Here is a 21,528-nt window from a genome sequence, read left to right as displayed (position 1 = left end):
CTTGCTCGACTGCGTTGGTTGGCGCCCATCCACGCATGGCGTGGATCTACTGGAATGTCATCCACGCAGGGCGTGGATCTACTGGGATGTCATCCACGCGTGGCGTGGATCTACGGGAACGTCATCCACGCATGGCGTGGATCTATACCTCTTTGCGGATGATCGCCCGGAAGCCTCCGTGCTGCGACAGCCGCCTCACTGATTCCCGGTTCCCATGGGCTGCCACGAAGCCCACGACATCGCCGAGGGCGCCCAGCAGCAGGCACTGCAGCTGGGCGCGATCGCCGGCGGCGAGCAGGTCATCAAGATCCTGCTGGATGAAGGCCCGGCGCAGGCCGGGGGTCTCTTCGATCCGCCAGTCGACATGTGGCGTGGGGATGGTGCTGCGATACCTGAACGCCGTTTCGAGATCGGTGGGCGTGAGGGCCTGCTCGAGCAGTTCCGGGAAATAGAGTCCGGCATTCACATAGAAGCCCCTGCTGGGTGTCGCGGCCTGGTGGTTCACGACCAGCGAGGCGCCTTCCAGCAGCCGGTAGCGGGTGGTGGTGGTCCCGGCAAAGCCCGTCTTCCGCGCACATTTGCTGAAGACTGTCGAAGATTTCATGGGCGCTGTCCTGGTCGGGAAGGTGCCGGACAGCGTTGAGGGGCAGGGCACTACCGTCAATTGGCGAATGCGACACGTGATTCATCCACGCAGGGCGTGGATCTACCGGACTGCCTGCCGGTAGCGCCGCTCAGTCCCTGACCAGCCCGCCATCGACCACCAGGTTCTGCCCGGTGACCGCGCGTGCCCACGGGCTGGCGAAGAACAGCACCGCATCGGAAAACTCGGCCGGGGTGGTGACGCTGCGTAGCGGGGTATTGGCGGCGATGTAGTCGAACACCGCTTCGGGCGTGGCGGCGCTGGCATCGGTGCTGCGCAGCAGGCCGCCGGACAGCATGTTCACGGTGATGCCGTGCGGGCCCAGGTCGCCGGCCAGGGTGCGGGTGAGCGAAAGCAGGGCTGCCTTGGCCGCGGTGTAATCGTGGTACGGCACCACCGGGTTCTGGAACAGGTTGGTGCCGATGTTGATGATCCGCCCGAAGCGCTGCGCCTGCATGCCCGGCAGCGCGGCCTGCACACAGTTCAGTGCGCCGCGCACGCTGCCTTCGAACTGCGCCTGGAATGCCGGCCAGCCGATGTCAGCGGCCTTGTCGCGCGCATCGCCGTTGAACGAGAACGCGGCCAGTGCGTTGTTCACCACGGTGGTCACGCCCTGGCCGAAATGCGCCTGCGCCTGCTGCAGCAGGGCGGCGATCTGGTCGCGATCGGTGACGTCGGCCTGCAGGGCGACGGCCTGCCCGCCCAGTTCCCTTGCCAGCATGCGCGCCGGGGCCTCGCTGTGCTGGTAGTTGATGACCACGCGCGCGCCCTGTGCGGCGAATGCGCGGGCGATGTGCGTGCCCAGGCCGCGTCCTGCACCGGTGACCAGGACCAGTTGTTCGCTGATCTGCATGATGGGAATGCGTTCCATTGCCTGAAAGGGCATGCAGCGTAGCAGTGATGGTGCTTGCCGGATCGACCGCGCTGCCGCTAGCCTGCGTGCATGAACCAGACTCCCCTTCGATTGCTCATCCATGGCGCTTCCGGGCGCATGGGCCAGGCCCTGCTGCGCCTGGCCGCCGAACATCCCGAAACCCTGCAGGTCGTGGCGGCGGTGACCGGCCGTGCGCCGGCGCAGCGTGTGATCGATGGCGTGCCGTACTTTGCCGCCAGCGAGCTGCCGGGCGCGCCGGCGTTCGACGTGGCCATCGATTTCAGCCTGCCCGAGGGCTTCGACCCGATGCTGGCGCTGTGCGTGGAGCGCGGTGCGGGCCTGGTGTCCGGCACCACCGGCATTTCCGCGGTGCAGCGGCAGGCACTGGAGGCCGCCGCAGGCGCGATCCCGCTGGTCTGGGCGTCGAACTTCAGCCTCGGCGTGGCCGTGCTGGACGAACTGGTGGAACGCGCCGCACAGGCACTGGCCGGCTGGGACTGCGACGTGGTCGAGTCGCACCACACGCAGAAGAAGGATGCGCCGTCAGGCACGGCATTGACCTTGGGTGCGGCCGCGCAGCGGGGCGGGGCGGAGCCGCACTACGCCAGCCTGCGTGCGGGCGACATCGTCGGCGAGCACCTGGTGCAGTTCACCGGCCTGGGCGAGCGCATCGAGCTGGTGCACCGGGCCACCAACCGCGACATCTTCGCCCGCGGCGCGCTGTTTGCCGCCCGCCAGGTGCACGGCCGCGCGCCGGGCAGCTACCGGGTGCGGGACCTGCTGGACGGCCCCCGTTAAACGGTAGCGCCGGGCCATGCCCGGCGTCGGTGTCAGTTCCGCCGGGCATGGCCCGGCGCTACCGGCGGGCGCTGCATACGCCGCCGGATTGAAATGAATACGCAATCGCCTGTTCATGAAGCGATATAACCGCTGGCGCGAGCGCCCCGGCAGCGCTACAATTCGCACTCGCCGAATCACGAAAGCCGGACCGGTCCCAGACCGTACGTCCGCGCTTTTTTGCAACCGGATTTCCGTGAAGCGCAGGCGTGACTTCGGCAGCCCCCTCGGTAGCCAAAGTGAGATTTCCGTGACCCAAGCCGCAATCCTCGTCCTCGAAGACGGCACCGTATTCGAGGGCGAATCCGTAGGCGCGCCCGGCCTGTCCGTCGGTGAGGTGGTGTTCAACACCGCCATGACCGGTTACCAGGAAGTGTTGACCGACCCGTCCTACGCCCGGCAGATGGTCACGCTGACCTATCCGCATATCGGCAACACCGGCATGACCGACCAGGACAATGAAGCGTCCAAGGTGTGGTCGGCCGGCCTGATCGTGCGCGACGTGCCGCGCCGTCCCAGCAACTGGCGCAGCCAGGTGTCGCTGCAGGACTGGCTGATCCAGCGTGGCGTGGTCGCCATCGCCGGCATCGACACCCGCAAGCTGACCCGCATCCTGCGCGAGAAGGGCGCGCAGAACGGTGCGCTGATGGCGGGCGACATCGACGTGGAAAAGGCATTGGAAGCCGCCCGCAAGTTCCCGGGGCTGAAGGGCATGGATCTGGCCAAGGTCGTCACTACCGAGAAGACCTACACCTGGACCGAAGGCCAGTTGGACCTGGACGCCAACGCGTTCGTCAGCGTGCCGGCCAAGTTCAAGGTCGTGGCCTACGATTTCGGCGTGAAGACCAACATCCTGCGCATGCTGGCCGAGCGCGGCTGCGAAGTGACCGTGGTGCCGGCGCAGACCCCGGCCGCTGAAGTGCTGGCGCTGAAGCCGGACGGCGTGTTCCTGTCCAACGGCCCGGGTGACCCGGAACCGTGCGACTACGCCATCGAAGCGATCAAGACCTTCATCGATGTGAAGATCCCGACCCTCGGCATCTGCCTGGGCCACCAGCTGCTGGGCCTGGCCTCGGGCGCCAAGACCATGAAGATGGGCCACGGCCACCACGGTGCCAACCACCCGGTGCAGGACCTGGACAACGGCCGGGTGATGATCACCTCGCAGAACCACGGCTTCGCGGTTGATGAATCGACCCTGCCGGCGACCCTGCGCGTGACCCACCGTTCGCTGTTCGACGGCACCAACCAGGGCATCGCCCGCACCGACGTGCCGGCGTTCTCGTTCCAGGGTCACCCGGAAGCGTCGCCCGGCCCGACCGACGTCGGTCCGCTGTTCGACCGTTTCGTGGCCCTGATGGAACAGAGCAAGGCGTGATCAGTACGCCGCCGGCCCGCCGGTGGCGTCGCGATGGACCGTAAGCCGCCGCATCGCTGCTGCCCCTGGCGCGGCGCTGCGGATCAAGATTCCTGATCGACAGCGTGCGATCACCCCCCTTGTCACGCTGTACTGACTTAGAGAAGAAAATGCCCAAGCGCACTGACCTCAAGACCATCCTCATCATCGGTGCTGGCCCGATCGTCATCGGCCAGGCCTGCGAGTTCGACTACTCCGGCGCCCAGGCCTGCAAGGCCCTGCGTGACGAGGGTTACCGCGTGGTGCTGGTCAACAGCAACCCGGCCACCATCATGACCGACCCGGAGATGGCCGACGCCGTCTACATCGAGCCGATCAACTGGCAGACGGTCGAGAAGATCATCGCCAAGGAAAAGCCCGATGCTCTGCTGCCGACCATGGGGGGCCAGACCGCGCTGAACTGCGCGCTGGACCTGGCCGACAACGGCGTGCTGGAGAAGTACAACGTCGAACTGATCGGCGCCAAGCGCGAAGCGATCCGCATGGCTGAAGACCGCGAGCTGTTCCGCGTCGCCATGGGTGAGATCGGCCTGGAGTGCCCGACCGCCGCCGTCGCCCACACCCTGGACGAAGCGCTGGAAATCCAGACCCGCGTCGGCTACCCGACCATCATCCGCCCGAGCTTCACCCTGGGCGGCAGCGGTGGCGGCATCGCCTACAACCGCGAAGAACTGGTTGACATCGTCAGCCGCGGCCTGGAACTGTCGCCGACCACCGAAGTGCTGGTCGAAGAGTCGGTGCTGGGCTGGAAGGAGTTCGAGATGGAAGTGGTCCGCGATACCGCGGACAACTGCATCATCGTCTGTTCGATCGAGAACCTGGACCCGATGGGCGTGCACACCGGTGACTCGATCACCGTGGCCCCGGCGCAGACCTTGACCGACAAGGAATACCAGCGCCTGCGCGATGCCTCCATCGCCGTGCTGCGCAAGATCGGCGTCGACACCGGTGGCTCGAACGTGCAGTTCGGCATCAACCCGACCACCGGCCGCGTGGTCGTCATCGAAATGAACCCGCGCGTGTCGCGTTCCTCGGCGCTGGCCTCCAAGGCCACCGGCTTCCCGATCGCCAAGGTCGCCGCCAAGCTGGCCGTGGGTTACACCCTGGACGAACTGAAGAACGAAATCACCGGCGGCCTGACCCCGGCTTCGTTCGAGCCGTCCATCGACTACGTCGTCACCAAGATTCCGCGCTTCGCCTTCGAGAAGTTCCCGGCCGCCGATGCCCGCCTGACCACCCAGATGAAGTCGGTGGGCGAGGTGATGGCGATGGGTCGCACGTTCCAGGAGTCGATGCAGAAGGCCCTGCGTGGCCTGGAAACCGGCAAGGTCGGCTTCGACCCGACCGGCCTGGACCTGTCCAGCGAAGACGACCTGCAGACCCTGCGCCGCGAACTGAAGGCCCCGGGCCCGGAGCGTCTGTTCTACGTGGCCGATGCGTTCCGCGCCGGCATGAGCGTGGAAGAGATCTACGCGCTGTCCTTCATCGACCACTGGTTCCTGGACCAGATCGAGGAAATCATCGCGGCCGAAGCTGAAGTCGCTGCCGGTGGCATCGATGCGCTGGATGCTGCGCGCCTGCGCAAGCTCAAGCGCGCCGGCTTCTCCGACGCCCGCCTGGCCCAGCTGACCGGCACCAACGAAGCGGCCATCCGCGCGCTGCGTCGTGCCCACAAGGTGCGCCCGGTCTACAAGCGCGTGGACTCGTGCGCCGGTGAATTCTCTACCGGTACCGCCTACCTGTACTCGACCTACGAGGACGAGTGCGAGGCCGCACCGACCAACCGCGACAAGATCATGATCCTGGGCGGTGGCCCGAACCGCATCGGCCAGGGCATCGAGTTCGACTACTGCTGCGTGCACGCGGCACTGGCCCTGCGCGAGGATGGCTATGAAACCATCATGGTCAACTGCAACCCGGAAACCGTGTCGACCGACTACGACACCTCCGACCGCCTGTATTTCGAACCGCTGACCCTGGAAGACGTGCTGGAAATCGTCGAGCTGGAACAGCCGAAGGGCGTGATCGTGCAGTACGGCGGCCAGACCCCGCTGAAGCTGGCGCGCGCGCTGGAAGCCAACGGCGTGCCGGTGATCGGCACCAGCCCGGATTCCATCGATCTGGCCGAAGACCGCGAGCGCTTCCAGCAGCTGGTTGATTCGCTGAAGCTGAAGCAGCCGCCGAACCGCATCGCCCGCAACGACCAGGAAGCCCTGCTGCTGGCCCGCGAGATCGGCTACCCGCTGGTGGTGCGCCCGAGCTACGTGCTGGGCGGCCGCGCGATGGAAATCGTCTACGGCGAATCCGACCTGGCCCGCTACGTGCGCGACGCGGTGAAGGTGTCCAACGATTCGCCGGTGCTGCTGGACCGCTTCCTGGACAACGCCGTGGAAGTGGACGTGGACATCATCGCCGACAAGGATGGCAACGTCCTGATCGGTGGCGTGATGGAGCACATCGAAGAAGCCGGCGTGCACTCGGGTGACTCGTCCTGCTCGCTGCCGCCGTACTCGCTGTCGGCCAAGACCCAGGCCGAGCTGCGCCGCCAGGTGGTGGAACTGGCCAAGGCCCTGAACGTGGTCGGCCTGATGAACACCCAGTTCGCGATCCAGACCAACGACGACGGTGATGACACCATCTATCTGCTGGAAGTGAACCCGCGCGCCTCGCGTACCGTGCCGTTCGTGTCCAAGGCCACCGGCATGGCGCTGGCCAAGATCGCCGCGCGCTGCATGGCCGGCAAGACCCTGGCCGAGCAGGGCGCGACCGAAGAGATCGTGCCGGACTATTACTCGGTGAAGGAGGCGATCTTCCCGTTCGCCAAGTTCCAGGGCGTCGACCCGATCCTCGGGCCGGAAATGCGTTCCACCGGCGAAGTGATGGGCGTCGGCCGTACCTTCAACGCCGCCTTCGCGCGTGCGCAGGAAGCGGGCGGCATCAAGGCCCCGCCGGTTGGCAAGGCCTTCGTCTCGGTGCGTGACCCGGACAAGAAGCGCGTGCTGCCGGTGGCCAAGGCCCTGCTGGCGCGTGGCTACAGCCTGGTCGCCACCCGTGGCACCGCTGCGTGGCTGCAGCAGCACGGCATGGATTGCGAGATCATCAACAAGGTGGTCGAAGGCCGTCCGCACATCGTCGATTCGATCAAGAACGGCGAGATCGTCTACATCGTCAACACGACCGAAGGCCGTGCCGCGATCAACGACTCGTTCTCGATCCGTCGCGAGGCGCTGCAGCACCGCGTCACCTACTCGACCACCATTGCCGGCGCCAAGGCGCTGGTGGATTCACTGGAATTCCGCGGCACCGGCCCCGTCTGGTCGCTGCAGGAGCTGCACAAGGAGTTGAATGCATGAGAGCCCCCATCACGATGAAGGGCGCGCAGAAGCTGCGCGACGAACTGGATCACCTGAAGTCGGTCAAGCGCCCGAAGGTGATCGCCGCGATCGCCGAAGCACGTGAACACGGCGACCTGAAGGAGAACGCCGAGTACCACGCCGCGCGCGAGGAACAGGGCTTCATCGAAGGCCGCATCAAGCAGCTGGAAGGTGAGCTGTCGCACGCCGAGATCATCGACGTGAGCAAGCTCAACGCCGGCTCCAAGGTAGTGTTCGGTGCGAGCGTGACCCTGGCCGACGTGGAAACCGACGAAGAGAAGAAGTACCAGATCGTCGGTGACCTGGAAGCGGACATCAAGCTGGGCCTGATTGCCATTTCCTCGCCGGTGGCCCGCGCGATGATCGGCAAGCTGGAAGGGGATTCGATCGTGATCGACGCCCCGGCCGGCCAGCGCGAGTACGAGATCGTCAGCGTCAGCTACGTGGCCTGACCGGGTGGCAACGGCGACCCTGTTGTTGCCGGCACGCAGCCGCTTTGCAGCGGCTGCCTTGCCTGACGAGGTGGCGCGCGCCCTGGGCCGCGCCACCGCCGTGCAGCAGGAGGCGGGCGAACGCCCCCAGCTGCAGCGTCATTTCACCGTGGCCGCGCCGCAGTGGCCGGTCGCTGCATTGACCCGCCAGCGTGATGTCGGCGATGCCGCCGGTGCCTGCTGGCTGCGTGCCGATCCGGCCTGCATGGTCCCGGACATGCACGGTGCGCGGATGATGGGGCATGGCGAAACGCTACGGCCGACCCTGGCCGACAGCCTGGCCCTGCTGCCGGTGCTGCAGCCGTTGTTTGCCGATGCGGGCTTCGTGCTGGATGCGCCGGACCCGGCGCGCTGGTACCTGCGCCTGCCCATCGATACCGAACTGCCGTCCTTCGACAGCCCCGACGAGGTGCTGGGCGATGACCTGTTCTCGCACCTGCCCGAAGGCGAGGCCGGCCGCCGCTGGCGTGCGCTGATGACCGAAGCGCAGGTGCTGCTGCACCACCATTCCTGGAACCAGCAGCGCGCGGCGCAGGGCCAGCAGCCGATCAATTCCCTGTGGTTCTGGGGCGGCGGCGTGATGCCGGTGTCGGTGACCACCCCGCACGTGCAGGTGCGCAGCCGCGATGCCCTGCTGCAGGGCCTGGCACTGGCCGCGGGCGTATCGGTGGATGGCGACCAGTCCGTTGATGCCCTGGTCGACCTGCGCCAGCTGCGCTCGCTGCAGCAGCTGGGCAACGATGCCATCCGTCCGCTGCTGGTGGCACTGCAGCGCGGTGAGCTGCAGCGCCTGGTGCTGGATTTCGAGGACGGCCTGCAGTTCCAGCTGGACAAGCGCCAGCGCTGGCAGTTCTGGAAGAAGCCCCGCCAGTTGCACGACTGAGCGGGGCCATCCACGCATGGCGTGGATCTACTGGGGTCATCCACGCATGGCGTGGATCTACTGGGGTCATCCACGCATGGCGTGGATCTACTGTAGAGCCGAGCCATGCTCGGCTGTTTTCATTTCACCGTGCTGACCACGGTCGGCAGCTGCCAATGCCCGCCCGCCACGCCGCGGCACTGTCCGGTGGTGAACTCGCTGCTCTTCACGAAGCGCGCTCCATCCCATGCCCAGTCGTGGCCCGAGAAACAGTCGCCGATGCCGCGGCCGCGGAAGCGCCCGCGCAGCATGGCGTCGTCGCGGTCGAAGTCCTCCGCGTCGGAGGTCACGAAGCGCGCCTGGTAAGGTGCCTTGTCCTGCACCACCCAGTAGCCACTGCTGAAGTTGTAGGCACCCATGAAGCAGCTGGTGCTGGCCAGCACGTGGCTGCCATCTAGCCGCTGGATCTCGATCTCATCCTGCTCGCCATCACTCAGGCGCGTGCACTCGTCCGCCGTGGGCAGGCTGGCAATCATCGCCTTGCGCAGTGCCGGCACCTTGCCCAGCGCCGCATCCGTGCTGCGCGGTGCCACCAGCTTGCCGTGCACGATCACCGGCACCGGCAGTGCCGCCGGCACGCTCGCTTCGGCCTTGTCGCCGCGACGCACCAGCGCGCCGGGCGTACCCAGCCGGCCCTGCGCCTCGTCCATCTTCAGCAGTACTGCGGTGGCGCCGCTGTCGGAGATCGGCCACGCCTTGCCCTTGCCATCGATGATCTCGATGCGCGCCTGGCGGGGCAGGGCGGCGACCAGCGCATCGGTCTGCGCCTGCTTCAACAGCACCTTTTCCGCTTCGCCGGTGTCCTGCACCGGGCCCAGGTCCTTGCCATTCAGGCGCAGGCGCAGCGCACCGGTCGGCGCCGGGTCATCGCCCTCGCCATTGCGCAGGCGCGCGATGACCGGTGCATTCGGGCCGCCCGCGCGTTCCAGCATCAGGCTCAGCACGTTGGCGGGTTCTTCCGGGCTGTAGCCCGCGGCACGGCAGGTGCGGGTGTTGTCGCAGGCCAGCGACCAGTCGTTGTGCTCGAACTTCACACCGGCCTTCGGCTCGGGCGTAGCCGCGTGGGCGGTCTGGGCGAGGGCGAGGCCCAGCAGGGCGGGAAGCAAGGTGTGGCGCATGTGTGGAAGTCCGTTTCGGGGCCGGCAAGCATGGAAGATGTGGCCGAATAATCCAAATGTCGGGGTGGGGTCAGATTCCTCTGCCTGCAGAGGGCTCTGACCCCGTATGTAGCCCCGCGTTATCATGGCGGCGTCTTCCGCAACCCGGCGATGCCGATGTCCCTTGCCGCCGATGGTGCGCCTCCCGTGTCCGATACGCCGATGATCCGCCGCCGCGAGCCGGTGCAGCCCGGTGCGTGGCCCGACGACACGCTGCCGCTGCTGGCCCGCCTGTATGCCAGCCGTGGCGCGACCACGCCGGAACTGGCGCTGCCGCGGCTGGGCAACCTGCACGCGCCGGAGCTGCTGACCGGCATCGACGCGGCGGTCGCGCTGCTGGTCGAGGCCATCGCCAACGACAAGCGCATCCTGGTGGTGGGCGATTTCGATTGCGATGGCGCCACCGCGTGTGCGGTCGGTGTGCGCGGCCTGCGCATGCTCGGCGCGCAGCACGTGTTCCATGCCGTGCCCAACCGCATGGTGCACGGCTATGGACTGTCGCCTTCGCTGGTCGAGGAACTGGCTGCCCTGCAGCCGGACCTGCTGGTCACCGTCGACCATGGCATTGCCTGCCATGCGGGCGTCAACGCGGCCAAGGCGCGGGGTTGGCAGGTGCTGGTGACCGACCACCATCTGCCCGGGCCGCAGTTGCCGCCGGCCGATGTCATCGTCGACCCGAACCTGGAAGGTGATGACTTCCCCAGCAAATCGCTGGCCGGTGTCGGCGTCATCTTCTACGTGCTGATGGCCCTGCGCCGGCAGATGCGCGAGGCCGGTGTGTTCGCCGATGGCAAGGGCCCGGACCTGACCACGCTGCTGGATCTGGTGGCCGTGGGCACCGTGGCCGACCTGGTGGTCCTGGATGCCAACAACCGCGCCCTGGTCAGTGCTGGCCTGCGTCGCCTGCGCGCCGGGCACGGCTGCGTCGGCCTGAAGGCGCTGATCGAAGCCAGTGGCCGCGACAGCGCGCGACTGACCGCCACCGACATTGGTTTTGCGCTCGGCCCACGCCTGAACGCTGCCGGTCGCCTGGAGGACATGGCCCTGGGCATTGCGTTGCTGCTGACCGAAGACCCGCGCCAAGCACGCGACATCGCCCAGACCCTGGAGCAGATCAACGCCGAACGCCGCGCGGTGCAGCAGTCGATGACCGACGATGCCGAACAGGCGTTGTCGCGCGTGGTACTGCAGTCCGAAGGCGAGCGTCCGGTGGCCGCCTGCCTGTTCGATGCCGACTGGCATCCCGGCGTGGTCGGCCTGGTCGCATCGAAGATGAAGGATCGCCTGCACCGTCCGGTGATCGCCTTCGCTCCGGCCGAACCGGGAGCGGACACCCTGCGTGGCTCGGCGCGTTCCATCCCGGGCCTGCATATCCGTGATGCGCTGGCGCTGGTCGACGCGCGTCATCCCGGCCTGGTCGAACGCTTCGGTGGGCACGCCATGGCGGCCGGGCTGAGCATGCGGCTGGAGCATCTGCCGGCGTTCGAGGCGGCTTTCGTCGCCATCGTGCAGGAAGTGCTGGACCCGGCCGCGCTGCAGCAGCATGTGCTCAGCGATGGCGAACTGGCCGTGCACGAGCTCGACCATCGCCATGCCGATGCCCTGCGCCTGGCCGGTCCGTGGGGGCAGGGCTTCCCCGAGCCGATGTTCGATGGCCACTTCGAAGTGGCCAACTGGCGCGTGCTGAAAGAGCGCCACCTGAAGCTGGAACTGCGCCTGCCCGGCCTGCCGGGCACGGTCAACGCCATCCACTTTGGCGGCTGGCACGGCAATGCACCGGGACGGCACGTGCACCTGGCCTACCGTCTGGCCTGCGATGACTACCGCGGCGGTGCGGCGATCCAGCTCATCATCGAGCATTGCCTGCCGGCCTGAACCTGGAGTGCGGCCCATGCCGATGCACAGGCCGCGCACCTTCTGTCACTCGTTCAGGGCTGGACCTTGCTGACCACGGTCGGCATGTCCCAGGCGCCGCCGGCTGCCACCAGGCGGCACAGGCCCGAGGTGGCTTCGCCGGTCTTCACGAAGCGCTTGCCGTCCCAGCTCCAGTCCGTGGTGTGCCAGCAGTCACCCAGGCCGCGGCCCTTATGGGCGGCACTGATGACCCGGCCATCGCTGTCGCTGCCTGACGTGGTGACGAGCACCGGATTGAACGGCGCCTTGTCATTGGCCACCCAGAAGCCGTAGCCCTCGTTGTAGGCCGCGCGCCAGCACAGCGTGGACACCAGCACCTTGTCGCCGGACAGGCGGGTGATCGTCAGCTCCTCCGGCTCATCGATCATGGGGTGGCCTTCCGGGCTGATGGCCGCGCAGTCATCGGCCGGCGTCGCCGCGCGCAGAGCACGGCGCAACGCCGTGGCCTGCGTCTGTGCCATCGCGGTGTCGGCAGGGCGCGTAGCGGGCAGCTTCGGCAGTGTCACCAGCGGCGGTGCCAGCGCCGGCAGCACCTTGTCCTCGCTGCCATTGCCCTTGCGCACCAGTGCACCCGGGGTGCCGAGGCGGCCCTGGAACTCGTCCATCTTCAGCAGCACCGCCGACGCGCCGCTGTCGGACAGCGTCCAGCGCTGGTTGGCCCCGCCCACCACCTCGATGCGGCTGGTGCGGGTAAGTGCCGCCAGCAGCGCATCGGTCTGTGCCGGCGTCAGTGCGCCGGTGCCTTCCTTCAGTGCCAGGCGGCCCAGGTCGGTGCCGTTGATCTGCAGATGGACGTTCGCGCCTGGCGCCAGCTTCGGCGCGTCCTCATCGTACTGGCCCAGCATCAATTGGCCCTGCACGCGCTGCTGCGGGCCGGCCGCGCGGGTCAGCAGCACCGACACCGCCGGGCCGTCGCCCTCATCGGACTGGTAGCCCGCTGCGCGGCAGGTACGCGTGTTGTCGCACGACAGCGTCCAGTCGTTGTGGGTGAACGGGAAAGGCGAGGTCGGGGCAGCGGCGGCAGGCAACGAAACAGCCAACAGCACGGACAGGAACAACGGGCGCATGCACATCCTTATGGGGGAAAACCGGACGCTATGGTGCCGCGCAGGTGCAGGGCTGACCAGCCGCTCTGTGACGGAATATATGTGACGCGAAGCACATTACGACGGAAAACCTTAATGAATTCATCTCGTTATATGACCATGTGACCGTCAAAAAGCTGGCGCCCGTCACGTCTGGATGGCACAGTCGGGCCACGACCAACATGGGACGACGGAACGCCCGATGTACGCCGAATCACTGCTCCCCGGCGCCGCACTGCAGCGCCTGCACCAGGACCGACGCCTGATCCGCGTCGAAACCGCTTTGGACCCGGATACCTTCCTGGTCAAGCGCTTCGATGGCATCGCCTCGGTCTCCAGCCCGTTCACCTACCGCATCGACCTGCTTTCCATCCAGCCACGGCTGGAGCTGAAGCAGCTGGTCGGCCAGCCGCTGCGCCTGCAGCTGGGGGATGAATTCGGCGACCGCAGCGTGCATGGGTATGTGCGCGAGTTCGCCAGCACCGGGCAGCAGGCACAGTTCAGCGCCTACCGCGCCGAACTGGCGCCGTGGTTCGCCTTCCTCGACTACACCTGCAACTGCCGCATCTTCCAGGATCGCACTGCACTGCAGATCATCGAGGAAGTCTTCGAGGGCTATGCGCAGCTGGCGCGGTACCGCTACGACCTCAACCCCGGCAAGCTTGCGCCGCTGCCGTACTGCGTGCAGTACAACGAATCGGACTTCGCCTTCGTCAGCCGCCTGCTGGAAGACGCTGGCCTGTACTACAGCTTCGTCCACGACGATGAAGGCCACGAGATGGTGATCAGCGACGATTCGACGCTGAGCACTGCCCACGGCGAGCCGCAGCCGATTGCCTACGTGTCCGACCAGGGCACCCTGGCCAGCACGGGCCTGCATCGCTGGGGTGCGCGGCGCCGGGTCGGCCCGAGCGTGCAGACGCTGCGCAGCTTCGATTTCAAGCAGCCGGGCGAGCGACTGGATGGCAACCAGGGCAACCAGGTGCCGATGGGCCTGCTGCCGCCGTTGGAGCAGTACCGTTACGACGGTGCAGCGCGCTTCATGAACAGCCGTATCGGCACGGCGCTGGCCGCCGTGCGCAACGAAGAAGTGACCTGGCCGACCAAGCTGTTCGAGTGCGCGGGCAATGCCGGCGAGATGGAGGCGGGCGGGTGCTTCGACCTGGAACGCCATCCGGATTTCATCGGCCGCGACGACACCGATCGCAGCTTCTTCGTGGTCAGCGTGCAGCGCGAAGGCCACAACAATTTTGCCGCCGATTTCGGCAGTGCCGAAGCGCCCAGCGTGGAAGTGCAGGCCGAAGTGCTGCGCCGGCGCATTCCGTACCGCCCGCTGCGGCTCACCCCCTGGCCGCGCATGCCGGGCCCGCAGACCGCCACCGTGGTCGGCCCGCCGGGCGAGGAACTGCATGCCGACCGCTATGGCCGGGTAAAGGTGCAGTTCCACTGGGACCGCCAGCTGGACCGCCGCGAGAACGCCTCGTGCTGGATCCGCAGCGCCAGCCCCTGGGCCGGCGCCGACATGGGTGGCGTCTCACCGCCGCGCGTGGGCCAGGAAGTGATCGTCGATTTCCTCGACGGTGATCCGGACCGGCCGATCATCACCGGGCGCGTCTACAACGAAGACAACATGCCGCCGTTCGGCATGGAGGTCAGCGGCCTGAAGTCGAAGACCGTCAAGGGTGCAGGCTGGAACGAAATCACCATGCACGATGGTGCCGGCGGCGAGCTGCTGAACATGCGCGCCCAGCGTGACATGGTCACCACCGTGCTCAACGACCAGAACGCCAGCATCAAGAACAACAAGTCGACCACGGTGGCGGTGAACCACACCATGGGCGTTGGCGCCAACCAGGACATCACTGTCGGCGGCAACCGCGGCATCACCGTTACCGGCACCGATACGCTCGGCGTTACCGGCACCCGTACCACCAATGTCACTGGTGCGCTCACCGAGAAATACGAAGCGGGCGAAACCAAGACGATCTCCGCTGCCGGCTACACCGAAACCATCACCGGTGATTTCAAGACCACGCTGACCGGCAACTACACCAGCCAGCGCACCGGCACCTGGGCCGAAACCGTGACCTCCACCTCCAGCCGCACCGTGGGTGGGCTGGTCACCGAGACCCTGCAGGCCGCTCGTGAAGTGACGATCACCGGACAGGACAAGCGCAAGGTGCAGGGCAAGGTCGACGACAGCAACGTCGGCGAGCGCGTCATCGATGTCACCGGCAACTTCAGCCAGGATGCCACCGGCACCCACAGCCAGGGCTCGGACGGGGCGATGAGCCTGGAGTCGGCGGTCAAGCTCACCAGCAAGGTCGGCGGTTCGGTCATCGAGATCACCGACAGCGCGATCAAGATCACCGCCGGCGGTTCGGAGGTGGTGATCGACGCCGGTGGTGTTTCGGTCAACGGCAGCGAGATCAAGCTCAACTGCTGAGCCGCAAGGGAGAAGCACGATGCAGGACACCCCCATGCTGCGTGGCCTGAACGCACTGCGCGATGCCTGGCTGGACGCAAGCGCCGACAGCAGCCGGCGGCTGCTGGTCTGGCGCCTGCCGGCCGCCGCCAGCCGCTTGCTGGCCGCGTTCTTCGAAATGCAGCGCAACGACGCGGGTCGCGATACGCCGGATTACTTCCTGCGCATCGATACCGCCTATGAACTGGGCTTCCGCTACAGCCGCCAGGTGAAGCAGGATCTGCTGGACCGCTATCTGGCCAGCCAGGACGATCTGCGTTCGCAGCAGGTGCCGCTTGGGTGGCGGGGCCCGCATGAGGCCCACCCGGACAGCGCGCATGGCGTCGTGCAGGTGCTGGAGAGTTTCATCGACCACCACGGTGAGCACCTGCGCCTGCTGGCGGCGGTGCTTGAGCCGGAGCGTAGCGTGCCGGGCGAGGGTTTCGAACGCTGGGTGGACGCGGCGCTGGCCGCCGGCCCCGGCAAACGCCTGCGCCTGGTGCTGGTGGATACCGAAGAAGATCCGCGTTGGCAGTCGCTGCTGGACCGTCACGGCGCGCTGGCGCGTGTGGTCAGCGCCCCGGTCGACATGTTCGGCATCGCCCGCGACACCGCAGCGCAGTCCGGCGGCCGTGGCCCGGAAGTGCTGTACCGGCAGCTGCTTGCCGACCTGATGCTGCTGCTTGAGCGCGGCAGCCCCTCGCAGGTCGTTGCCCGCGCCGGGCGCGCGCAGGGGCTGGCGCAGCGGCATGGCTGGCAGGACCAGCAGTCGGTGGTGCAGATGATGGTGGCCGGCGCGTGGCTGAAGCATGGCGACCACGGGCAGGCGATCAACAGTTACCGGCAGGCGCGAAGCGCGGCCGAGGGCGCGCGCATGAGCGGCAACCCGGCTGCACCGGAGCTGGTGATGCAGAGCTGGTTCGGCGAGGCCGGCTGCTGGCTGGCCGCCAAGCAGCCCGAGCGCGCCGCACAGACCTACCTGCAGGCATCAACGTCGGCGGCGAGCATTCCGCACCCGATGTTCGCGCTGGAAGGCCAGCGCATGGCCGGGTGGTGCCAGTTGCAGGCCGGCCAGCGCGAGGCCGCGCGTACCCAGTTGCTGGAGGCCATCCGCATCGCCAAGCCACTGGCACCGGCCGACCGCAAGGCCACGACGCTGCCGCAGGCGCTGTGGGACCTGCTGCAGCTGCAGGATGCGCGCCGCTGCGAATCACTGCAGCAGGTGGCCGCCGACTACCTGCAGGCCAGTACCGGCCTGCTGGAGAAGGCCGACGCGCAGGGGCGTGCGCTCGGGCCGCAGCCGCCACGCCCGGCACTGGATGCGATCGACGCCGAGCTGGATGCCACGCTGGAGCGTGGTTTCCACCGTGCCCAGCAGGAGCGCGAGCACCTGATCCAGGGTGGCGATGAGTTTTTCCGCAAGATCGTGGCTGTCGGTCGCGATTTCCTCGACCCGGGCTGGAATGGCCTGCCAGCCATCGAGCACCCGCTCGACCATGACATTCCGGTGTGGAGCGAGCCGCCGGCGATGCAGCCGCTGCCCGACCCATCGGGCCTGCTGCAGCCGCCCGTGGCCGCACCCGCCGGGACGACCGTTACAGGAGTTGCTGTTGCATGAAGTCGAACAAGACCGTGGTGATGCTGGTAGCCATCGTGCTGGGCATCATCGTCGTGACCTGGATCAGCGCCGAGTACCGTGACGAAGTAAAGGCGTTCCTGCGCGCGTTGTTCCGCGCCTTGTAAAGCAACAAGGAGTGTTGCCGTGAGCATCGCCGCCAAGCATTTCGATCCGCAGCTGGGCATCGACATCCACATGTACGCGGTGCCGCCGTGCCCGCTGCCGACGCCGCACATCGGCCTGGTGCTGGATCCGTTCGACTACATCCCGTTCATCGGGTCGACCATCAAGGTCAATGGCGTGCACCGCGGCACTGCCGGTACCGGTGGCCTGGACATCCACATTCCGCTGGGCGTGTGGGGCCCGCCGCTGGCTGCGCCGATGGGACCGCAGTTCGACGGTGAAGAGATCTTCATGGGCAGCCGCACGGTGTCGGCCGATGGCGAGCCGTTCTCGCGGCTGGCCATGCCGGTGCTGGACTGCAACCTGGCTGGCATGATCAACCCGTTCCGGGTGAAGAAGCCGAAGAAGCCGCTGCGCGCGATGTCGCTGCCCACCGGCCTGAACGTGGCCATCCCCACCAGCGTCACCATCGGTGGGCCGCCCACGGTGTCCTGGACTGCGCTGGCGTTCCGCGCCGCGTTTGCCGGGCTGGGCAAGCTGCGCAAGAGCGCCTTTTTCCGCAAGAAGATGGATGCCTTTGCCAACTGGCGGCGTGGCAAATGGGGCCATCTGCCCTCGAGCTTCCTCAAGTGCAAGGTGCTGCGTGCCGAGCCGGTGGATATCCGCGATGGCAGTGTAGTGGTCAGCCACCAGGATTTCGACATTCCGGGGCGGCTGTCCTTCGCCTGGCAGCGCAGCTACGGCTCGCGCCGGGCGGGTGAGCCGGGCCTGTGCGGTGCCGGCTGGCAGACGCCGGCCGATATCCGCCTGGAACTGCTGGACGACGGCAGCGTGTGGCTGTCCGGCCCGGACCAGGCTGCGTTCTTCCCCGAGCTGCCACCGGCCGACGGCGAGGCCGGGGCGATCCTCGATTTCGTCGACGGCGCGCGCCTGCTGCGGCGGCGCGGGCAATGGCAGGTGCGCTTCAAGAGCGGCCTGAAATATATGTTTGGCGGCGAACTGCCGGCAGGCGTCAGCGCGCTGCCGAATCCGCAGTCGTGGCCGATCGAGCGCATCGAGGATGCCCACGGCAACCACTGGCGGTTCGAGCGCCGCGACGGCCATCTGGTGCGCATTGTTGAAAGTGGCGTCGGCGACCTGCAGGGGCGCTTCATCGAGGTGGAGGCACGCCACGGCCGCATCGATCGGATGGCGCTGCATGACCCGGCCACCGGCCTGGTGCATCCGCTGGTGAGCTACCGCTACAGTGGCGAGGGTGATCTGTTGGCGGCTGTCGATGCGCTGGGTGCGCCGCGCACCTTCGCGTACGAACAGCATCGCCTGGTGCGGCACACCGACCGCGTCGGCCTGTCATTCCACTACGCGTTCGACCCACAGGGCAGGGTAGTGCACTCGTGGGGCGATGGCGGCCTGTACGACTACCACTTCGAGTACGACGCGCTGCTGCGCGAAACCCGGGTGACCGACTCGCTGGGCCATCTGAGCGTGGTCAAGTTCGACGAGAACCAGCTGCCTCTGTGCGAGATCGATCCGCTGGATGGCGTGACACTGTTCGAGTACGACGACTTTGGGCGGACCGTGGCGGTGACCGATCCGGAGGGGCTGCGTACGGCGTTTGCCTATGATGCGCAGGGCAACCTGGTGTGCCTGACCCGCGCCGATGGCACGTCGATCCAGATGGAGTACGACCTGGACGACCATATGGTGTCGCTGCGGACGCCGGATGGTGTCGATTGGCAACAGGCGTATGACGGCCGGGGCCTGCTGGTCAGCCAGACCGATCCACTGGGTGCAACGACACGCTTCGAGTACGACGCACGGGGACAGTTGGAGTCGCAGACCAACGCGCGGCAGGCAGTCACACGCCTGCGCTATGACCGTCATGGGCTGGTGGCTGCCGTCATAGATGCGCTCGGCCATGAGAGCCGCTTCGAGCACGATCCGCTCGGCAACCTGCTGCGCCAGGTGGATCCGTTGGGACAGGCCAGCCGCTACGAGTACGACGCCAAGGGACGCCTGCTGGCCACCGCTGGCCCCGATGGCGCCGGTGTGCGCTGCGAGTACGATGCCGAAGATCAGCTGGTCCGCTACACCGATGAAGTGGGCGCGCAGACGCGGCTGCAGTACGTGGGCATCGGACAGATCGGCAAGCGCCTGCAGGCCGATGGCCACAGCGTTGAGTACCGCTATGACACCGAAGAACAGCTCATCGCGGTCGTCAACCAGCGCGGCGAGACCTACCAGCTTGTACGCGATGCGCTGGGCCGCATCGTCGAGGAAGTGGACTACTGGGGGCAATCACGGCGTTACAGCTACGATGCTGCCGGGCGGCTGACGGCGACCCTGGATCCGCTGGGCCAGCGCATCGCCTTTACCACCGACAAGCTTGGGCGCATCACCCGCAAGACGCTGCCGGATGTACGTCATCCCGGCCAGCAGGTGCAGGAGCACTTTGTCTACGACGTGCAGGGGCAGATTGTCGAGCTGCGCAATCCGGCGCGCACGGTCAAGCGCCGTTATGACCCGCTGGGCCAGCTGCTGGAAGAGCTGCAGGATGGCTTCCGTGTCGGCTATGGCTACGATGAAGTGGGAAATGAGGTCCTGCGCGAGACCTCGGCGGGTAACCGCGTGGCGTTTGGCTACGACCTGCGGGACCAGACGGTGTCGGTGGCGATCAATGACGAGTCGCCGATCTCCATTGAGCGCGACGCGCTAGGTCGCACAACGCGCGAGCAGCTGAGCCCGCATCTACAGCGCGACTTCACCTATGACAGCCGCAACCTGCTGACCTCGCAGTCGGTACTGAAGGATGCCGCGCCGCTGTTCGAAACGCGTTATGACTATGACCGCAGTGGCAACCTGACCCGGCGCAGCGACAGCGCACAGGGCGTGGACGAGTACCGCTACGACGCGATCGGGCGCCTGTTGCAGCACATCGACCCCAAGGGGAAAGTGGAGCGCTACTTCAACGACCCGGCGGGCGACCGGCTGCGCACCGAGGTGAAGCAGGTGCAGGCGCGCAAGGTGGTGGGCGGCGATGATGACGACCTGACCACCTGGACGCGCGAGGGCTCCTACCAGGGCATGCATTACGTGTTTGACCGGGCAGGCGACCTGGTGCGCAAGGGCGTACCGCATGGAGATGCGCCGGAAGACCTGACGCTGATCTGGGATGCCAACCATCGGTTGGCCGAGAGCCGCCGCAACGGGCAGTCAACGTACTACGGCTACGACCCGCTGGGACGGCGGGTGTTCAAGCGCAATCCGACGCAGACGACGTGGTTCTTCTGGGATGGAGATGCGTTGCTGGGTGAGGTACAGCAGGCCAACGATTCCGAAGAGGCGGCGCCGGTCTGGGTGGGTAATGTGGCGAGCCTGGTGGAGGTAAGGCGTCGGCAGCGGCGGCTGGAAAAGCTGCATGAGCGGGTGCGGGAGTATGTGTACTACCCGGGGACGTTTGTGCCGTTGGCCGGGCTTCTGCCGACAACTCAAGAGGCGAGCAAGGGCGCGGCCACGCTGGAAAGGTCCGGTGCTATCAGTCGCCTCCCGAAGAAGAGCACGTCTGCGACATCTTCCAGTTCACAGATTAAGGCCTCGGATCCTGCCGCTTCGCGTGCTCCCAGCACCGGTAATGACGGGGGAATGGGTCGCTTGGGGGCGTCAACCTTAGGAGGGAAAACCGCAGTCCCTCCGCCTATCTTGTTGCCTGCATGTCAAACTTCAGACGGTCGGATCGGACTTGCAGCTGCCGCCGACACAACCCATTCAACCCCATCCATATGCGAGCCTAGCGTAACCGCTATATTGTCAGAAGGCGGGCCGCTATCTTCTGTACGCAGCACCGTTCACTTCTACGGCACAGAGCTGAGTGGTGCGCCAAATCGTGCCATAAGCGCAACGGGAACAGTACTTTGGAGCATATGCTATGGAGGGTGGGGGGGGCAGGAGCATACGGAGGTTGGAAGCCTGGACCTCAACCTGAGACTGCAAGGTCAGTATCGGGATGAAGAGACGGGGTTCTGTCACAATCGGAACAGGTACTTCGATCCTCAAATTGGCAGTTTCATTTCGCAAGATCCTCTGGGATTGGATGCGGGTCCCGGCATCTACGAGTTTTCCTTCAACTCGCAGACGTACTGTGACCCTCTGGGCCTAGCTTATAGGAAAACTACGGCGAGTGATGGGCGAACGGTCTATCAGAATGATGACCTCTTCAACCCCGATCGAAAAGTGAGGTGGACGGATCAGTCAACAGGTGAGTACAAGTACGGCACCAATGTGGAGCGAATGTCGGAAGGGTTTGCGCCTATCGGTAAGGATGGGAGGCCCGTGCAGTTGCATCACCTGACCATGACAGAGGCGCCGGGCATGAACGGCCGAAGGGGGTCTCTCGCCGAGATCAAGGAATCGACACATAAGAAGCACACGTCGATTCTCCACATTCCCTTTCCGCGTAATCCAAATAATAAAAGGCAGACATTGCCGCGCTACCCTAGTTTCCGAATGAATACCGACGGCACCCCTTCCGTTCTCTCTGGTCAATTTGATGCCTTCCGGACTTCATACTGGAAGGCCAGGGCGGCAGATATAATTGCATGCAGGCAATGAG

General features: G+C 66.4%; 14 protein-coding genes. 10 read left to right on the top strand and 4 right to left on the bottom strand.

The features are described from left to right. Positions 1-142: 142 nt before the first annotated feature. Together QMZ26_RS02780 and QMZ26_RS02775 are read right to left on the bottom strand one after the other, a co-directional pair. Positions 143-604, bottom strand: a complete 462-nt coding sequence (locus tag QMZ26_RS02780) for a DUF4304 domain-containing protein (RefSeq protein ID WP_283220512.1) — start codon at positions 602-604, stop codon at positions 143-145. A gap of 130 nt (positions 605-734) precedes the next feature. Further along, on the bottom strand, positions 735-1,514 hold the full coding sequence (locus tag QMZ26_RS02775; RefSeq protein ID WP_283220627.1) for a 3-oxoacyl-ACP reductase: 780 nt from the start codon (positions 1,512-1,514) through the stop codon (positions 735-737). Between the two features lie 72 nt (positions 1,515-1,586). On the opposite strand from QMZ26_RS02775, the gene dapB reads away from it, so the two are divergent. The 5 genes from dapB to QMZ26_RS02750 all read left to right on the top strand — a co-directional run bounded on the left by dapB (position 1,587) and on the right by QMZ26_RS02750 (position 8,519). After that, the gene (gene dapB, locus QMZ26_RS02770) at positions 1,587-2,315 is read left to right on the top strand and encodes a 4-hydroxy-tetrahydrodipicolinate reductase (RefSeq protein WP_283220511.1); all 729 of its coding nucleotides are present in this window, start codon (positions 1,587-1,589) and stop codon (positions 2,313-2,315) included. Between the two features lie 289 nt (positions 2,316-2,604). Next, complete coding sequence (gene carA, locus QMZ26_RS02765) at positions 2,605-3,732, top strand: glutamine-hydrolyzing carbamoyl-phosphate synthase small subunit (RefSeq protein ID WP_283220510.1); 1,128 nt, start codon at positions 2,605-2,607, stop codon at positions 3,730-3,732. Positions 3,733-3,881: 149 nt separating this feature from the next. Next, on the top strand, positions 3,882-7,124 hold the full coding sequence (carB, locus tag QMZ26_RS02760) for a carbamoyl-phosphate synthase large subunit (RefSeq protein WP_283220509.1): 3,243 nt from the start codon (positions 3,882-3,884) through the stop codon (positions 7,122-7,124). After that, the gene (gene greA, locus QMZ26_RS02755) at positions 7,121-7,597 is read left to right on the top strand and encodes a transcription elongation factor GreA (RefSeq protein WP_079221743.1); all 477 of its coding nucleotides are present in this window, start codon (positions 7,121-7,123) and stop codon (positions 7,595-7,597) included. The genes carB and greA overlap by 4 nt, the downstream gene beginning before the upstream one ends. A 4-nt stretch (positions 7,598-7,601) precedes the next feature. After that, positions 7,602-8,519, top strand: a complete 918-nt coding sequence (locus QMZ26_RS02750; RefSeq protein WP_283220508.1) for a phosphoglycerate mutase — start codon at positions 7,602-7,604, stop codon at positions 8,517-8,519. A gap of 119 nt (positions 8,520-8,638) precedes the next feature. On the opposite strand, the gene QMZ26_RS02745 is transcribed toward QMZ26_RS02750, so the two are convergent. After that, the gene (locus tag QMZ26_RS02745; RefSeq protein WP_283220507.1) at positions 8,639-9,676 is read right to left on the bottom strand and encodes a DUF1176 domain-containing protein; all 1,038 of its coding nucleotides are present in this window, start codon (positions 9,674-9,676) and stop codon (positions 8,639-8,641) included. Between the two features lie 156 nt (positions 9,677-9,832). Between QMZ26_RS02745 and recJ the strand changes: the two genes are divergently transcribed. Beyond that, positions 9,833-11,590 carry a single-stranded-DNA-specific exonuclease RecJ gene (recJ, locus tag QMZ26_RS02740; RefSeq protein WP_283220506.1) on the top strand — a complete coding sequence of 586 codons (1,758 nt, stop codon included), beginning with the start codon at positions 9,833-9,835 and terminating at the stop codon, positions 11,588-11,590. A 53-nt stretch (positions 11,591-11,643) separates the two neighbouring features. Here recJ and QMZ26_RS02735 read toward each other — a convergent pair whose 3' ends face one another. After that, positions 11,644-12,696, bottom strand: coding sequence for a DUF1176 domain-containing protein (locus QMZ26_RS02735; protein ID WP_283220505.1), 1,053 nt, complete (start codon positions 12,694-12,696; stop codon positions 11,644-11,646). Positions 12,697-12,916: 220 nt separating this feature from the next. Here QMZ26_RS02735 and tssI point away from each other — a divergent pair, with 220 nt between their 5' ends. From tssI to QMZ26_RS02715, 4 genes are read left to right on the top strand one after another with little or no spacing between them, the layout of a single operon-like run. Then, positions 12,917-15,160 carry a type VI secretion system tip protein TssI/VgrG gene (tssI, locus tag QMZ26_RS02730; RefSeq protein WP_283220504.1) on the top strand — a complete coding sequence of 748 codons (2,244 nt, stop codon included), beginning with the start codon at positions 12,917-12,919 and terminating at the stop codon, positions 15,158-15,160. Between the two features lie 19 nt (positions 15,161-15,179). Then, positions 15,180-16,796, top strand: coding sequence for a hypothetical protein (locus QMZ26_RS02725; RefSeq protein ID WP_283220503.1), 1,617 nt, complete (start codon positions 15,180-15,182; stop codon positions 16,794-16,796). After that, positions 16,793-16,921, top strand: coding sequence for a hypothetical protein (locus QMZ26_RS02720; RefSeq protein WP_006441023.1), 129 nt, complete (start codon positions 16,793-16,795; stop codon positions 16,919-16,921). Before QMZ26_RS02725 ends, QMZ26_RS02720 begins: the two co-directional genes overlap by 4 nt. A 19-nt stretch (positions 16,922-16,940) precedes the next feature. Then, positions 16,941-21,527: an HNH/ENDO VII family nuclease gene (locus tag QMZ26_RS02715; RefSeq protein WP_283220502.1), complete on the top strand. Its 4,587-nt coding sequence runs from the start codon at positions 16,941-16,943 to the stop codon at positions 21,525-21,527. Position 21,528 lies beyond the last annotated feature (1 nt).

The organism is Stenotrophomonas sp. PFBMAA-4 (assembly GCF_030053215.1).
In the GTDB taxonomy this organism is placed as follows: domain Bacteria; phylum Pseudomonadota; class Gammaproteobacteria; order Xanthomonadales; family Xanthomonadaceae; genus Stenotrophomonas.
The sequence above is the reverse complement of the archived record's forward strand: the minus strand, read 5'-3'. Positions and strand labels throughout refer to the sequence as shown.

Coding starts and splice junctions, on each gene's coding strand:
- QMZ26_RS02780 (WP_283220512.1), bottom strand. CDS start 604: ATGAAATCTTCGACAGTCTTCAGCAAATGTGCGCGGAAGACGGGCTTT.
- QMZ26_RS02775 (WP_283220627.1), bottom strand. CDS start 1,514: ATGGAACGCATTCCCATCATGCAGATCAGCGAACAACTGGTCCTGGTC.
- dapB (WP_283220511.1), top strand. CDS start 1,587: ATGAACCAGACTCCCCTTCGATTGCTCATCCATGGCGCTTCCGGGCGC.
- carB (WP_283220509.1), top strand. CDS start 3,882: ATGCCCAAGCGCACTGACCTCAAGACCATCCTCATCATCGGTGCTGGC.
- greA (WP_079221743.1), top strand. CDS start 7,121: ATGAGAGCCCCCATCACGATGAAGGGCGCGCAGAAGCTGCGCGACGAA.
- QMZ26_RS02745 (WP_283220507.1), bottom strand. CDS start 9,676: ATGCGCCACACCTTGCTTCCCGCCCTGCTGGGCCTCGCCCTCGCCCAG.
- recJ (WP_283220506.1), top strand. CDS start 9,833: ATGTCCCTTGCCGCCGATGGTGCGCCTCCCGTGTCCGATACGCCGATG.
- QMZ26_RS02735 (WP_283220505.1), bottom strand. CDS start 12,696: ATGCGCCCGTTGTTCCTGTCCGTGCTGTTGGCTGTTTCGTTGCCTGCC.
- tssI (WP_283220504.1), top strand. CDS start 12,917: ATGTACGCCGAATCACTGCTCCCCGGCGCCGCACTGCAGCGCCTGCAC.
- QMZ26_RS02725 (WP_283220503.1), top strand. CDS start 15,180: ATGCAGGACACCCCCATGCTGCGTGGCCTGAACGCACTGCGCGATGCC.
- QMZ26_RS02720 (WP_006441023.1), top strand. CDS start 16,793: ATGAAGTCGAACAAGACCGTGGTGATGCTGGTAGCCATCGTGCTGGGC.